A 13,017-nucleotide genomic window follows, 5' to 3' on the forward strand; every position below is an offset into this window, starting at 1 on the left:
GGAACGCGCCAAGGCGATACGACGTCCGCCGGACGACCACACACCGATTTTCACGCACACAGGGTGTCGCCGTCAGGCGACCGGATTACTGACCCCCATCCGTTCCCCGCGCCCACGGCGGCCCTCGGCGGGGTGGCCGTGGGTGGTTTTGGGTGGCGGTCACGAACAGCGTGCGCTGCCCGGCGAGGCAGGCGCGGATCCCGAGCGCGACGGCGAGGTGGGTCTTGCCGCTGCCGGGTGGGCCGAGCAGGATCACGTTCTCGCGGGCGGTCAGGAAGTCGAGCTGTCCGAGGCGCTCGACGGATCCATCCACATGACCTGCCAGCCGTGGCCGTCGAGGTCGAAGAAGCTGCGTGAGTACATGAAGCCGTGGTCCTCGGGGCCATCCGCCTCGGAGCCGCCCGCGGCGAGCGCAGCCTCAGCGACCGTGTCAACTTCATCGCGGGCTGACACGCTGAAGCAGTAGAGGGCCAGCGTGTGCGTGGTGGGATCGGCCATCGGCAGCTTCGCGAACTGCGCGAACGTCTCGTGGCTGAGCAGCATGACGGAGGCTTGCTCGCCGACCAGCATGCAGGCGGCGGTGTCGTCGGTGAACATCGGGTTGTAGTTGAACCCGAGCCGCGCGAAGAACGCCTTGCTGCGCTCGATGTCCGCCACGGGGATGTTCACGAACAGCATGCGGCCGGCGTGTGCGGGAGTGGTCATGGTGGGTCTCCAGTCCGAGGTTCGATGGTGTACGCCGGGGGAGACCGGCCCAGCCTGCGGAACTCATCGGTGGATTTCGGAACTCGCATCGAGCGACAGGCCGAAGCGGGGGGGAACAGCTGTCAAGGCCGGTTGAAAAGTGGACCAGTCGCGCGCGCTGTTGAAGCCCCGGTCTGCCTGACAAGAAATGAGCCCGTAGCCTTCGTCGGCGTTGGCTCGACATGGCCTGGCCCCGCTGCCTCGGGGGATGGGGCAGCGGGGCCAGGGATCAGAGGGCGGTCAGGCGTGGGTCGGGGCGAACATTCGCAGGACCGCGGGGAGCACGACCACCGACGGGCCCGGCTCCGTGAGCGCCTTGCCGAGGTCTTCCGTCAGGGACTCCGGGGTCGTACGGACCGCAGGCACCCCGAAGGACTCCGCCAGCGCCACGAAGTCCGGGCGGGACAGTTCCGTCGCCGTCGGCTCGCCGAAGGCGTCCTTCATGTACTCGCGCAGGATGCCGTAGCCGCCGTCGTCCACGATCAGCCAGGTGACCGGGAGGTCGTACTGCCTGGCCGTGGCCAGTTCCGCGATCGAGTACATCGCGCCGCCGTCGCCCGAGACCGCGAGGACCGGGCGGGAACGGTCCGCCGCCGCGGCGCCCAGCGCCGCCGGGTAGCCGTAGCCGAGGCCGCCCGCGCCCTGGGCCGAGTGCATCGTGTTCGGGTGGCGGGCGTCGAAGGCGGACCAGGCCCAGTAGGCCAGGATCGTCATGTCCCAGAAGCTGGGCGAGCTGTCCGGCAGGGCCTCGCGCACGGACGCCAGCAACTGCTGTTCCAGGGTGAGGTCCTGGGACGCGATTCGTTCGCGGACCTGCGTCAGGACCGTACGGACACGCTCCGCCGCCGCCCGGTCCTCGCGCGCCTCCACCGTCTCCAGCAGCGCGGACAGCGCGAGGCGCGCGTCCGCGTGGATGCCGAGGCCCGGGTGGTTGGACTCCAGCTTGCCGGCGTCCGCCTCGATCTGGACGACCCGGCCGCGCGGGGCGAACGTGTGGTAGTTCGAGGACAGTTCGCCCAGCCCGGAGCCGACCACGAGGAGTACGTCCGCGGACTCGAGGAATTCCGTGGTGTGGCGGTCCTCCAGCCAGGACTGGAGCGAGAGCGGGTGCTCCCAGGGGAACGCGCCCTTGCCACCGAAGGTCGTGACGACCGGGGCGTCCAGCTTCTCCGCGAGCGCGAGCAGCTTTCCGGACGCGTCGGAGCGTACGACTCCGCCGCCCGCGATGATCGCCGGGCGGGCGGCGCGAGACAGCAAGTCGGCTGCCACCGCGGTCAGTTCGGGGCGCGGCACGACCTCGTGCGGAGTCGCGTCCATCGCGGTGACGACCGGCAGCGTCGTCTTCGCCAGAAGAACGTCCTGGGGGATCTCCACCCACACCGGGCCGTGCGGAGCCGTCAGCGCCGACTCCCACGCCGCCGCGATCGCCGAAGGGATCTGCGAAGCCGTACGCACGATGTGCACGGACTTCACGATGTCGCGGAACGAGGCCTGCTGGTCGCGCAGTTCGTGAAGATAGCCGTGGCGCCCGCCGCCGAGACCGGCCGTCGGCACCTGGCTGCCGATCGCAAGCACCGGCGCGCTCGCCGCCGCCGACTCCTGGAGCGCGGCAAGCGACATCAGCGCACCCGGGCCCGTCGAGAGCAGCAGCGGGGCCACTTCACCCGTCAGACGGCCGTACGCGTCGGCGGCGAAGCCCGCGTTGTTCTCGACGCGCAGTCCGACGTACGAGAGCGAGGAGCGGCGCAGCGCATCGAACATGCCCAGCGCGTGCTGGCCGGGCAGGCCGAACACCGTCGTCGCGCCAAGGCCCTGGAGCGTCTCGACCACGAGGTCGCCCCCGTTGCGGCCGGGCGGCGGGTTCAGCGCGGCAGCGGTCTGCGCCTCGGTCGGCCGCAGCACCACGTCGTGGTCGTGGGTCATCGGGCGGCCGCGATCTGCCGGGACATGATCGTGGTCAGCTCGTACGCCGTGTGCGACGCGGCGACCGAGGTGATCTCGGCGTGGTCGTACGCGGGCGCGACCTCGACGACGTCCGCCGACACGAGGTTGCAGGAGGCCAGACCGCGCAGGATCTCCAGCAGCTCGCGGGAGGTCATGCCCCCCGCCTCGGGGGTGCCGGTGCCCGGGGCGTGGGCTGGGTCGAGGCAGTCGATGTCGATGGAGATGTACAGCGGGCGGTCACCGATGCGCTGGCGCAGCTGGTCGGCGACCTCGTCGGCGCCCCGGCGGTAGACGTCGGAGGAGGTGACGATGCCGAAGCCCATCTTCTCGTCGTCGGTCAGGTCCTGCTTGCCGTACAGGGGGCCGCGGATACCGACGTGCGAGAGCGCCTCTGTGTCGAGGATGCCCTCCTCGACCGCCCGGCGGAACGGCGTGCCGTGGGTGTACTCCGCGCCGAAGTACGTGTCCCAGGTGTCCAGGTGCGCGTCGAAGTGGAGCAGGGCGACCGGGCCGTGCTTCTTGGCGACCGAGCGCAGCAGCGGCAGCGCGATGGTGTGGTCGCCGCCGAGCGTCATCATGCGCGCGCCAGTGCCCAGCAGCTCGTCGGCCGCGGCCTCGATCGTCTCGACGGCCTCGTTGATGTTGAACGGGTTCGCGGAGATGTCACCCGCGTCCGCGACCTGCGCGAGAGCGAAGGGCGAGGCGTCCTGCGCCGGGTTGTACGGGCGCAGGAGCCTCGACGCCTCGCGGATCGCATTACCGCCGAAGCGCGCGCCGGGCCGGTAGGAGACCCCGGAATCGAAGGGAACGCCGACCACGGCGACATCGGCGCGGCCGACCTCGTCGAGCCGGGGCAGCCGGGCGAACGTGGCGGGTCCGGCGTACCGCGGGATACGGGACGAGTCGATCGGGCCGCGCGGTTGCTCGGTGCTGCTCATGTGAATTGCCTTCTTTCCTACGCTTCGTTGCGGTTCGACTCTAGCTGGGGGCGCTAGCTGGGGACGACGGCGGGTTCGGCCGGGGCCTCGGCATCGGCGCCCGGGCGGCCGGCCAGCCGCTCGCGCCAGTTCGCCAGGATCGCCTCGTCCGTCGGCCGGGTGCAGAGGCTGACGATCACGTACGCGGCGAGCGAGGCCAGCAGGCCGTAGTAGATGGGCTCGGTCGCAAGGATCGAGTACTTCGCCATCAGGGCGATCACGGACCCGCCGCCGACGACGACTCCGGCGAGCGCTCCGTGGACCGTGCCTCGCTTCCACAGCAGACCGCCGAGGATCGGCACCAGCAGACCGGCGACGAGGAGGTTGTACGCGACGGTCAGCGCCTCGATGACGTTGTTCAGGGCGATGGCGATGCAGATGACGGCGACGCCCATGATGAGGATGAAGGCGCGGTTGCCCTTGACCTCGTCGTGCGGATCGTCGCCGCTCCCCGAGACCGCGCCGCGCAGCCGCAACCAGATGTCGTTGTTGGCGACGGTGGCGCAGGCGATGAGCGCGCCGGACGAGGTGGACATCACCGCGGCGAGCGCGGCGGCGAGCACCAGGCCGCGTACCCCCATGGGGAGTTCGTCCTTGACGATGGTGGCGAAGGCGTCGTCCGCGTTGCCCAGCTTGGGGTAGAGCACCTTGGCCGCGGTGCCGATGACCGCGCCGGCCAGGGCGTAGACGAGACAGTAGGTACCGGCGACGGTGCCGCCCCAGCGGGCGACCTTGTCGGTGCGGGCGGTGAAGACGCGCTGCCAGATGTCCTGACCGATCAGCATGCCGAAGGTGTAGATCAGGACGTACGTGAAGATCGTCTCGCCGCCGATGCCGAGCGGTGCGAAGTACTCGTTCGGCAGCTGGGCCTTCATCTCGGCGAAGCCGCCGGCCTTGACGACCGCGATGGGCAGCAGGAGCAGCAGCACGCCGACCGTCTTGATGACGAACTGCACCATGTCGGTGAGGGTGATCGACCACATGCCGCCGAGCGCGGAGTACGCGACGACGATCGAGCCGCCGAGGATGATCGCGACGGTGCGGTTCATGTCGAAGAGGACGTCGAAGATCGTGGCGTACGCGATGGTCGAGGTGACGGCGAGCATCAGGGTGTACGCCCACATCACGACACCGGTGATGACGCCTGCCTTGCCGCCGTAGCGCAGGTCGAGCATCTCGGAGACGGTGTAGACCTTGAGGCGGGCGATGCGCGCGGAGAAGAAGATGCTCAGCGCGAGCAGCCCGAGGCCTATGGCGAAGACCATCCAGGCGCCGGAGAGGCCGTACTTGTAGCCGAGGCCCACGCCGCCGATGGTGGAGGCGCCGCCGAGGACGATGGCGGCCATGGTGCCGGAGTACATCCAGGGGCCGAGCCGGCGGCCCGCGACCAGGAACTCGCTCTTGGACTTGGCGCGGCGCATGCCCCACCACCCCATGCCGAGCATGCCGGCCAGGTAAACGACGATTACTGCATAGTCGACAGCCATCGGCTTCCTCTCGTCTCGTCCCCCGGGTCCTCAGGTCTTGTGCGACGACGGTAGGTGGCCGGAAAGCATCGCTGAAGTGTACGTTTTATCCATTCTTCACGCCGCTGATGGATGGACTGTCCATGCCGGAGACCACAGCAGCCCCACCGAACCCGCCGATCCCTCTCGCCGCACTGCTGGCCCGCGAGGAACTCGGTCTGCGCCAGATCGCCGGGCCGGTGGAGGCGGGCGCGGCGGTGCACATGGTGCACACCTCCGAGATGGCGGACCCCTATCCGTATCTGCTCGGCGGCGAACTGCTGCTGAGCGCGGGGGTGCTGCTCAAGGACCCCGACATGTACGTCTCGCGCATCGTGCAGGCGGGGGCGGCGGCGCTGGGCTTCGGGGTGGCGCCGGTGTACGACACCGTGCCCCAGGAACTGATCGAGGCGTGCGACCGGCATGGGCTGCCGCTGCTCGAAGTGCCGCCGAAGACGACGTTCACGGCGGTGGCGCGCGCCGTGTGGCGCCTGATGGCTGAGGCGCGCCACCGGGAACTGCGCCGGGTGACCCAGGCCCAGCAGGGCCTCGCCGCGGCGGCGGCCCGCCCGGACCCGGTCCCGGCGGTCCTGCACCAGCTGGCGGTACGGCTGGAGGGCTGGGCGGTCCTGCTGGGCCCGGACGGCACGGAACTGTCGTCGTCGGGCCGCGCGCCGTCCGCCGAGGCCAGGGCGGGGGTGATCCGGCTGGCGCGGGTGGTGAGCCCGGGCACCGGTCCGTCGCCACGCCCGACCCCCGCCTCGGCGACAGACACGGTGTCGCCGCCACCGGCTTCGGAGCCCGGGGCGGCCGAACCCGCAGGGCCGGGCACCGCCCCGGCCGCGTCCGCCGTCTCCCACCTCTCCGCGTACGCCCTCGGCGGCAGCCGCGGCCTCGTCCTCGGCCTCGCGGCGCCCGCCCGCGAAGCGGGGGACCACACGGTCGCCGGGGTCGCCGTCGTCCTGCTCTCGCTCCTCACGGCCCCGCACCAGGGCGCCGACGCCGCGGGCCGCAGCGCCGCCCTCGTACGCATGCTGCTCGGCAGGAGTCCCGCCGAGGCCGCCCCACTGCTGGGACCGGGACCCTGGACAGTGGTCCACGGGCGGGGCGGCGACGACAGCCCCTTCGCCGCGACGGCACTGGGCGCGGCGCTCGGCAGCGCGCTGGTCGATCCGGACGCTGACGGCTGCGTACGCGTCCTGCTCCCCGCCGGGCGCGAGGTCGGCGCACAGCCCGGCTGGACGCTGGGCGTGAGCGCACCCGCGCTCCCCGAGGATCTCGCGGCGGCCGACGCACAGGCAGCCAGGGCGGTGCGCCGCGCCACGGCCACCCGCAAGGCCTTGGTCCGCCACCGGGAGACCGCCCCCGTCTCCCTCGACGAGGCCCGCCATCGCCTCGCACCCCTCGCGGACTCCCCTGCCCTCGTCGAGACGCTGCGCATCTGGCTGTCCCTGCACGGCAGCTGGGACCGCACGGCCGCGGCGATGGAGATCCACCGCAACACGGTCCGCCAGCGCATCGCCCGGTGCCAGACGCTCCTCGACGAGGACCTGGACGACGCGGATGTACGGATGGAGCTGTGGTTCGCGCTGCGGCACGGCTGAGGTGAGCCCGGCCGGGGTGCGGACGGTTCTGGCGGGAGCCCACCAATCCCGGCCTCGAAAGCTGTCGTCGCTGCCTCAAGTCCCCCGTGGGGAAGGCGTGTTGGAATCAAACATGACAACCACCGCTGACGGTTCCATGCGCCTGTCCGCCGATGAACCCAGGCGCCGCCTGCGCGCCGAGATCGAGCGTCTGCACGACGAGGCGACGCGACAGCGGGCACTCGCCCACCGGCGAGCCGAGTTCTGGAACAAGGCCCACATCGCGCTGGGGTTTCCTGCAGCTCTGCTCGCGGGCATCGCGGGTGCCGCGGGGCTGGCCACGGCGGACGCACGCGTCCCCGCGGCACTGATCGCCCTGGCCTCAGCCGGGTTCGCGGCCGGGGCGGGCTTCCTGCGGAGCGACGCCAGGCGCATCGCCAACAAACGCGCCCGCGGGGCGTGGGCCGACCTGGAGGGCAAGGCGGGCCTGAAGCTGGCGCATGAGCAGCTGACTCCCGAAGACCTGCGCGAACTGCTGGATGCCCGTCAGATCGCGCTGGCCGCGTACGACGGTGAGGGCTCCCTGCCGGGCGGCGCGCCTCTGGCTCCGGGCTGAGAGCATCTCCGATCGGCGGCAACGAAGCGACCTGCATCAAGCATCGAGAGCGGGACGAGGGGGAGAGTTCCGGGCGTCGTGGCGGAGGGCGCAGGGAGCGGGGGCCGGCTGTTCGGAGTCGTCGGGGTGGCTGAGGGCGGTCGGGTGGCATGGGAGTGTGCCGAGCCTCACCCTGGACAGCCGCGGTGACTGCCCGGTAACTTCTGTATGAGCAAGCGCTTAGTTGCACCATCAATTGAGCAACCACGATGGCGCTGGACCACCTCCGCGAGAGCGGCGGCGGTTTAGCCGCAAAGGGAAGGGGGCGTCCCCGTGCGCCGTACCGTGTACAACGAGGACCACGAGGCGTTCCGCGAGACCATACGCGCCTTCATCGAGGCCGAGGTCGTCCCCGTCTACGACGATTGGTTCGCGGCCGGCCAGGCGCCCCGCGACTTCTACTACAAGCTCGGTGAACTGGGCGTCTTCGGCATCAACGTTCCCGAGGAGTTCGGCGGCGCGGGTCTGGACACGCACAAGTTCGAGGCCGTGCTCTACGAAGAGACCTCGCGCGCGGGCGTCAACTTCGGCGGCTCCGGCGTGCATGTGCTGCTCGCCCTTCCCTACATCAAGCTGCTCGCCACCGACGAGCAGAAGAAGCGCTACCTCGAGAAGTTCGTCACCGGCGAGGAAATGTGGGCGCTGGCGATGACCGAGCCGGGCACCGGCTCCGACGTCGCGGGCATGAAGACCACGGCCAAGCTCTCGGAGGACGGCACGCACTACGTCCTCAACGGCGCCAAGACCTTCATCACCGGTGGTGTGCACGCCGACCGCGTGATCGTGTGCGCCCGCACCTCCGCCCCGCGTGAGGACGACCGCCGCTTCGGCATCTCGCTGTTCGCTGTGGACACCAAGTCGGAGGGCTACTCGGTCGGCCGCAAGCTGGACAAGCTCGGCCTGCGCACCTCCGACACCGCCGAGCTGGCCTTCGTCGACGTGAAGGTGCCGGTCGAGGACCTGCTCGGCGAGGAGAACAAGGGCTTCTACTACCTGGGCCAGAACCTGCCCTCCGAGCGCTGGGGCATCGCGTTCGGCGCGTACGCGCAGGCCAAGGCCGCCGTCCGGTTCGCCCAGCAGTACGTGCAGGACCGCACGGTCTTCGGCAAGCCGGTCGCCTCGTTCCAGAACACCAAGTTCGAGCTGGCCGCCTGCCAGGCCGAGGTGGACGCCGCCGAGGCCGTGGCCGACCGTGCCCTCGAGGCGCTGGACGCGGGCGAGCTGTCCGCCGCGGAGGCCGCGTCCGCGAAGCTGTTCTGCACGGAGGTGGCGCACCGCGTCATCGACCGCTGCCTCCAACTGCACGGAGGCTACGGCTACATGAACGAGTACCCGATCGCCCGCCTGTACGCCGACAACCGCGTCAACCGCATCTACGGCGGCACCAGCGAGGTCATGAAGTCCATCATCGCCAAGTCGATGGGCCTGTAGGTTCCGTCCGTGAACCAAGCGCTCGACGACCTGCTCGATCTGCTCGACCTGGAGCAGATCGAGCAGAACATCTTCCGCGGCCGGTCCCGGTCCGCGGTGGTCCCGCGCGTCTTCGGCGGGCAGGTCGCGGCCCAGGCTCTCGTCGCCGCGGGCCGCACCGTGCCCGACGACCGCACGGCCCACTCCCTGCACTCGTACTTCCTGCGCATGGGCGACCCGGGCGCGCCGATCGTCTACACGGTCGACCGGATCCGCGACGGCCGCTCCTTCACCACACGCCGGGTGGTGGCCGTGCAGCACGGGCAGCCGATCTTCCATCTCTCGGCGTCGTTCCAGACGCACGAGGAGGGGCTGGAGCACCAGGCGGAGATGCCGACCGCGCCGGACCCGGAGACGCTGCCGACGGCGGCCGAGATGCTGCCGCGCTACGCGGACCGCTTCATCGATCCGGGCGTGGTCGACCGTTTCCTGGAGGCGCGGGCGGCGGTCGATCTCCGGTACGTCGACGCCCCGCCGTACGGAACGGTCGGCGAGGCGCGCGAGCCGCGCTCGCAGGTGTGGTTCCGGGCGAACGGCAAGCTCGCCGACGACCCGCTGCTGCACGTCTGCCTCGCCACGTACGTCTCCGACATGACACTGCTCGACTCGGTGCTGCTCGCGCACGGCCGGGGCGGCTGGGCGGTCGGCGATGTGGTGGGCGCCTCGCTCGACCACGCGATGTGGTTCCACCGCCCTTTCAGGGCGGACGATTGGCTGCTGTACGACCAGGAGTCACCGTCGGCGTCCGGCGGCCGGGGTCTGGGCCAGGCCCGGATCTACACGCAGGACGGGCAGCTGGCGATCACGGTCATCCAGGAGGGCGTCGTTCGCGTACCCCGCGCCTGAGGGCGGTCAGGCGGCGGGCGTGTGCGCGGTGAAGGCGACCCGCGAGGTGTCGGACCCGTGCTGACGCCCGCCGTCAGCCCCTGGGACGTCAGCCCTGGGACGTCAGCCCCGCCGCGTCCAGCAGATACTCGGCCATCGGGTCGTAGAACCGCGGATCGGTGACGTGGTCGTCCAGAGGCACCGCCACCTGGAGGGTCCCCTCCGCCTCCCCGATGAAGAGGGCGGGGTCGTTGCAGTCGGCGTATCCGACGGAGTCGAGCCCGCGCTGTCCCGCGCACCCGGCCCAGCCGTGGTCGGCCACGACGAGATCGGGCTGCGGGCGGCCCTCCCGCTCGAGCGCGTCCAGGATCGCGGCCATGGGTGCCGGGGAGTGCGTGTGCCACAGGGTCGCGCCGCGCTCCAGCATCGCGATGCCCGCGAACTGGAAGACCATGCCCTCGTCGGCGGTGAGCCCGCCCGGAATCCGTACGATCTCGCACCCGGCGGCCCGCAGCGCGTCGGCGGTCTGTCTGTGGACGTCCAGCAGCCCGCCGGGATGCCCGGTCGCGAACAGCACCCGCTCCCGCCCTGCGGCGGCCTTGCGCAGCCGGGCGGCCAGCCGGTCCAGGGCGTCGACCGTCAGCTCGGGGTCGATGGTGTCCTGTCCGGTCCGGTGCTCGGGATCGTCGTTGACCCCGCACCGCTCGGCCATCACGGCCAGCACGTCCTGCTCATCGGTCCAGCGGTCCCCGAGTTCGAGACCGAGCCAGAAGTGACGGTCGCCGTTGGCGAGCTTGCGGTAGTGGGAGAGGTTGTTGTCGCGAGGGGTGGCGACATCTCCGGCGATACGTGTGCGGACGAGGTGGTCGACGAGGGCGGCACGGCTGGGTATCGGCATGAGCCCATTGTGCCGTCCGCCATGCCCGCGGCGCCCTGCGTCCCGAACGTTGGACGGCAGCGGCGGGCGCCCGGGCGCAGCCCCCAGGTCCTCAGCCCGCCAGTGACGCGAAGGCCCCGTGCGCCAAGCGCCGCAGCAGTGTCTCCGTCGCCGCGCGGCCCGGCAGGCCGCCGCCGTACGAGCCCAGGTGCGGCGTGGAGTTGAGCAGGCCGAACACCGCGTGGACCGCCGCTCTGGCCTCCGACTCCGCTACGTCCGGGTGGAGTTCACGGACCGCCGTGACCCACAGCTCGACATACTGACGCTGCAGCTGCCGCACCAGCTTGCGGTCGCTGTCGCGCAGCCGGTCCAGCTCGCGGTCGTGGAGCGTGATCAGCGGGCGGTCGTCGAGGGCGAAGTCGATGTGCCCGTCGATGAGCGAGGCGAGCAGCACCTCGGGGTCGGCGTCCGCCTCCTCGACGCGGAGCCGGCCGCCGCTCAGCAGCCGTTCGCTGATGCCCACCAGCAGCTCCGCGAGCATCGCGTCCTTGCCGGGGAAGTGGCGGTACAGGCCGGGTCCGCTGATGCCGACGGCCGCCCCTATCTCGTCGACGCCGACGCCGTGGAAGCCGCGCTCGGCGAACAGGCGCGCGGCCTCCTTGAGGATCTGTTCGCGGCGCGTCGGGGCATCCGTCCTGGTGGTCATGACATTGATTCTAGACAACGCTGTTAGCGGTCGTTAACCTGAAGGAAACGCGTTAACGCTCATTAACTTTTTCTCGTACGAAGGCGTACGGCAAGGGGGCTCACGACGATGCAGCAGGCACCCGTGCTGGCGAGCGCGGCGGACCCCGCCTCCCCGGCCTGGCAGGGCAACGAGGAGGCGCACCAGGAGCTGGCCGACGCCCTGCGCGCCAAGCTGGCCGCGGCCCGCCTCGGCGGCGGCGAGAAGGCCCGGGCCCGCCACACCGCGCGCGGGAAGCTGCTGCCGCGTGACCGCGTGGACACCCTCCTCGACCCGGGCTCGCCCTTCCTGGAGCTGGCCCCGCTCGCCGCGGAGGGGATGTACGACGGCCAGGCCCCGGCGGCCGGAGTGATCGCCGGGATCGGCCGGGTCAGCGGCCGCGAGGTGGTCGTCGTCGCCAATGACGCCACCGTCAAGGGCGGCACGTACTACCCGATGACGGTCAAGAAGCACCTGCGCGCCCAGGAGGTGGCGCTGGAGAACCGCCTGCCCTGCGTCTATCTCGTCGACTCCGGCGGCGCCTTCCTCCCCATGCAGGACGAGGTCTTCCCCGACCGCGAGCACTTCGGGCGGATCTTCTACAACCAGGCCCGGATGTCCGGCGCCCGCATCCCGCAGATCGCGGCGGTGCTCGGTTCCTGCACGGCCGGCGGGGCATACGTCCCGGCGATGAGCGACGAGGCCGTCATCGTGCGGGGCCAGGGCACGATCTTCCTCGGCGGCCCGCCGCTGGTGAAGGCCGCGACCGGCGAGGTCGTCACGGCGGAGGAGCTGGGCGGCGGCGAGGTCCACTCCCGGATCTCCGGCGTCACCGACCATCTCGCCGAGGACGACGCGCACGCGCTGCGGATCGTACGGAACATCGTGGCGACGCTCCCCGAGCGCGGCCCGCTCCCCTGGTCGGTCGAACCGGCCGAGGAGCCGAAGGTGGACCCCGCCGGGCTGTACGGCGCGGTGCCGGTGGACTCCCGCACCCCCTATGACGTACGCGAAGTGATCGCCCGGATCGTGGACGGCTCCCGGTTCGCGGAGTTCAAGTCGGAATTCGGCACGACGCTGGTCACCGGCTTCGCCCGGATCCACGGCCACCCGGTCGGCATCGTCGCCAACAACGGCATCCTGTTCTCCGAGTCCGCCCAGAAGGGCGCGCACTTCATCGAGCTGTGCGACCAGCGGGGCATCCCCCTGCTGTTCCTGCAGAACATCTCGGGCTTCATGGTCGGCCGGGACTACGAGGCGGGCGGCATCGCCAAGCACGGCGCGAAGATGGTCACGGCGGTGGCCTGCACCCGCGTGCCGAAGCTGACGGTCGTCGTCGGCGGCTCGTACGGCGCGGGGAACTACTCGATGTGCGGCCGGGCGTACTCCCCGCGCTTCCTGTGGATGTGGCCCAACGCCAAGATCTCCGTGATGGGCGGCGAGCAGGCGGCGTCGGTGCTGGCCACGGTGAAGCGGGACCAGCTGGAGGGCCGCGGCGAGCAGTGGCCGGCCGCCGATGAAGAGGCCTTCAAGGAGCCGATCCGAGCGCAGTACGAACAACAGGGCAATGCTTATTACGCGACGGCCAGGCTGTGGGACGACGGCGTGATCGACCCCCTGGAGACCCGGCAGGTGCTGGGCCTCGCGCTCACGGCCTGCGCCAATGCCCCGCTGACCGACCCCGCCTTCGGCGTCTTCCGGATGTGAGACGGA

General features: G+C 71.0%; 11 protein-coding genes and 1 pseudogene. 5 read left to right on the forward strand and 7 right to left on the reverse strand.

The window, feature by feature from the left end:
* Positions 1–160: 160 nt before the first annotated feature.
* From ACFYWY_RS14665 to ACFYWY_RS14685, 5 genes and pseudogenes are all read right to left on the reverse strand, one after another.
* A pseudogene (locus tag ACFYWY_RS14665) lies at positions 161–301 on the reverse strand (ATP-binding protein); the annotation flags it as partial.
* Positions 271–705 carry a VOC family protein gene (locus tag ACFYWY_RS14670; RefSeq protein ID WP_389185133.1) on the reverse strand — a complete coding sequence of 145 codons (435 nt, stop codon included), beginning with the start codon at positions 703–705 and terminating at the stop codon, positions 271–273. The pseudogene ACFYWY_RS14665 and the gene ACFYWY_RS14670, both read right to left, overlap by 31 nt.
* 279 nt (positions 706–984) lie before the next feature.
* Positions 985–2,667: a thiamine pyrophosphate-binding protein gene (locus ACFYWY_RS14675; protein WP_389185136.1), complete on the reverse strand. Its 1,683-nt coding sequence runs from the start codon at positions 2,665–2,667 to the stop codon at positions 985–987.
* A complete protein-coding gene (speB, locus tag ACFYWY_RS14680) occupies positions 2,664–3,626 on the reverse strand; it encodes an agmatinase (RefSeq protein ID WP_389185139.1) in 963 nt (320 codons plus the stop codon). The genes ACFYWY_RS14675 and speB overlap by 4 nt, the downstream gene beginning before the upstream one ends.
* A gap of 53 nt (positions 3,627–3,679) precedes the next feature.
* Positions 3,680–5,152, reverse strand: a complete 1,473-nt coding sequence (locus ACFYWY_RS14685; protein WP_389185142.1) for a sodium:solute symporter — start codon at positions 5,150–5,152, stop codon at positions 3,680–3,682.
* A 122-nt stretch (positions 5,153–5,274) separates the two neighbouring features.
* Between ACFYWY_RS14685 and ACFYWY_RS14690 the strand changes: the two genes are divergently transcribed.
* From ACFYWY_RS14690 to tesB, 4 genes are all read left to right on the forward strand, one after another.
* Positions 5,275–6,774 carry a PucR family transcriptional regulator ligand-binding domain-containing protein gene (locus ACFYWY_RS14690; RefSeq protein ID WP_389185144.1) on the forward strand — a complete coding sequence of 500 codons (1,500 nt, stop codon included), beginning with the start codon at positions 5,275–5,277 and terminating at the stop codon, positions 6,772–6,774.
* 112 nt (positions 6,775–6,886) lie between these two features.
* A complete protein-coding gene (locus ACFYWY_RS14695; RefSeq protein WP_389185147.1) occupies positions 6,887–7,369 on the forward strand; it encodes a hypothetical protein in 483 nt (160 codons plus the stop codon).
* Between the two features lie 312 nt (positions 7,370–7,681).
* The gene (locus tag ACFYWY_RS14700; protein ID WP_389185150.1) at positions 7,682–8,839 is read left to right on the forward strand and encodes an acyl-CoA dehydrogenase family protein; all 1,158 of its coding nucleotides are present in this window, start codon (positions 7,682–7,684) and stop codon (positions 8,837–8,839) included.
* A gap of 9 nt (positions 8,840–8,848) precedes the next feature.
* A complete protein-coding gene (tesB, locus tag ACFYWY_RS14705) occupies positions 8,849–9,724 on the forward strand; it encodes an acyl-CoA thioesterase II (protein ID WP_389185153.1) in 876 nt (291 codons plus the stop codon).
* 88 nt (positions 9,725–9,812) lie between these two features.
* Here tesB and ACFYWY_RS14710 read toward each other — a convergent pair whose 3' ends face one another.
* Entirely contained in the window at positions 9,813–10,601 is a 789-nt protein-coding gene (locus tag ACFYWY_RS14710) for a phosphatase (RefSeq protein ID WP_389185156.1), read from the reverse strand.
* 91 nt (positions 10,602–10,692) lie between these two features.
* Positions 10,693–11,286: a TetR/AcrR family transcriptional regulator gene (locus tag ACFYWY_RS14715; RefSeq protein WP_389185159.1), complete on the reverse strand. Its 594-nt coding sequence runs from the start codon at positions 11,284–11,286 to the stop codon at positions 10,693–10,695.
* A gap of 108 nt (positions 11,287–11,394) precedes the next feature.
* Between ACFYWY_RS14715 and ACFYWY_RS14720 the strand changes: the two genes are divergently transcribed.
* Positions 11,395–13,011 carry a carboxyl transferase domain-containing protein gene (locus tag ACFYWY_RS14720; protein WP_389185162.1) on the forward strand — a complete coding sequence of 539 codons (1,617 nt, stop codon included), beginning with the start codon at positions 11,395–11,397 and terminating at the stop codon, positions 13,009–13,011.
* Positions 13,012–13,017 lie beyond the last annotated feature (6 nt).

The sequence above is a fragment of the Streptomyces sp. NPDC002870 genome, from assembly GCF_042888505.1.
Lineage (GTDB): Bacteria > Actinomycetota > Actinomycetes > Streptomycetales > Streptomycetaceae > Streptomyces.

Coding starts and splice junctions, on each gene's coding strand:
- ACFYWY_RS14685 (WP_389185142.1), bottom strand. CDS start 5,152: ATGGCTGTCGACTATGCAGTAATCGTCGTTTACCTGGCCGGCATGCTC.
- ACFYWY_RS14690 (WP_389185144.1), top strand. CDS start 5,275: ATGCCGGAGACCACAGCAGCCCCACCGAACCCGCCGATCCCTCTCGCC.
- speB (WP_389185139.1), bottom strand. CDS start 3,626: ATGAGCAGCACCGAGCAACCGCGCGGCCCGATCGACTCGTCCCGTATC.
- ACFYWY_RS14720 (WP_389185162.1), top strand. CDS start 11,395: ATGCAGCAGGCACCCGTGCTGGCGAGCGCGGCGGACCCCGCCTCCCCG.
- ACFYWY_RS14710 (WP_389185156.1), bottom strand. CDS start 10,601: ATGCCGATACCCAGCCGTGCCGCCCTCGTCGACCACCTCGTCCGCACA.
- ACFYWY_RS14670 (WP_389185133.1), bottom strand. CDS start 705: ATGACCACTCCCGCACACGCCGGCCGCATGCTGTTCGTGAACATCCCC.
- ACFYWY_RS14675 (WP_389185136.1), bottom strand. CDS start 2,667: ATGACCCACGACCACGACGTGGTGCTGCGGCCGACCGAGGCGCAGACC.
- ACFYWY_RS14715 (WP_389185159.1), bottom strand. CDS start 11,286: ATGACCACCAGGACGGATGCCCCGACGCGCCGCGAACAGATCCTCAAG.
- ACFYWY_RS14695 (WP_389185147.1), top strand. CDS start 6,887: ATGACAACCACCGCTGACGGTTCCATGCGCCTGTCCGCCGATGAACCC.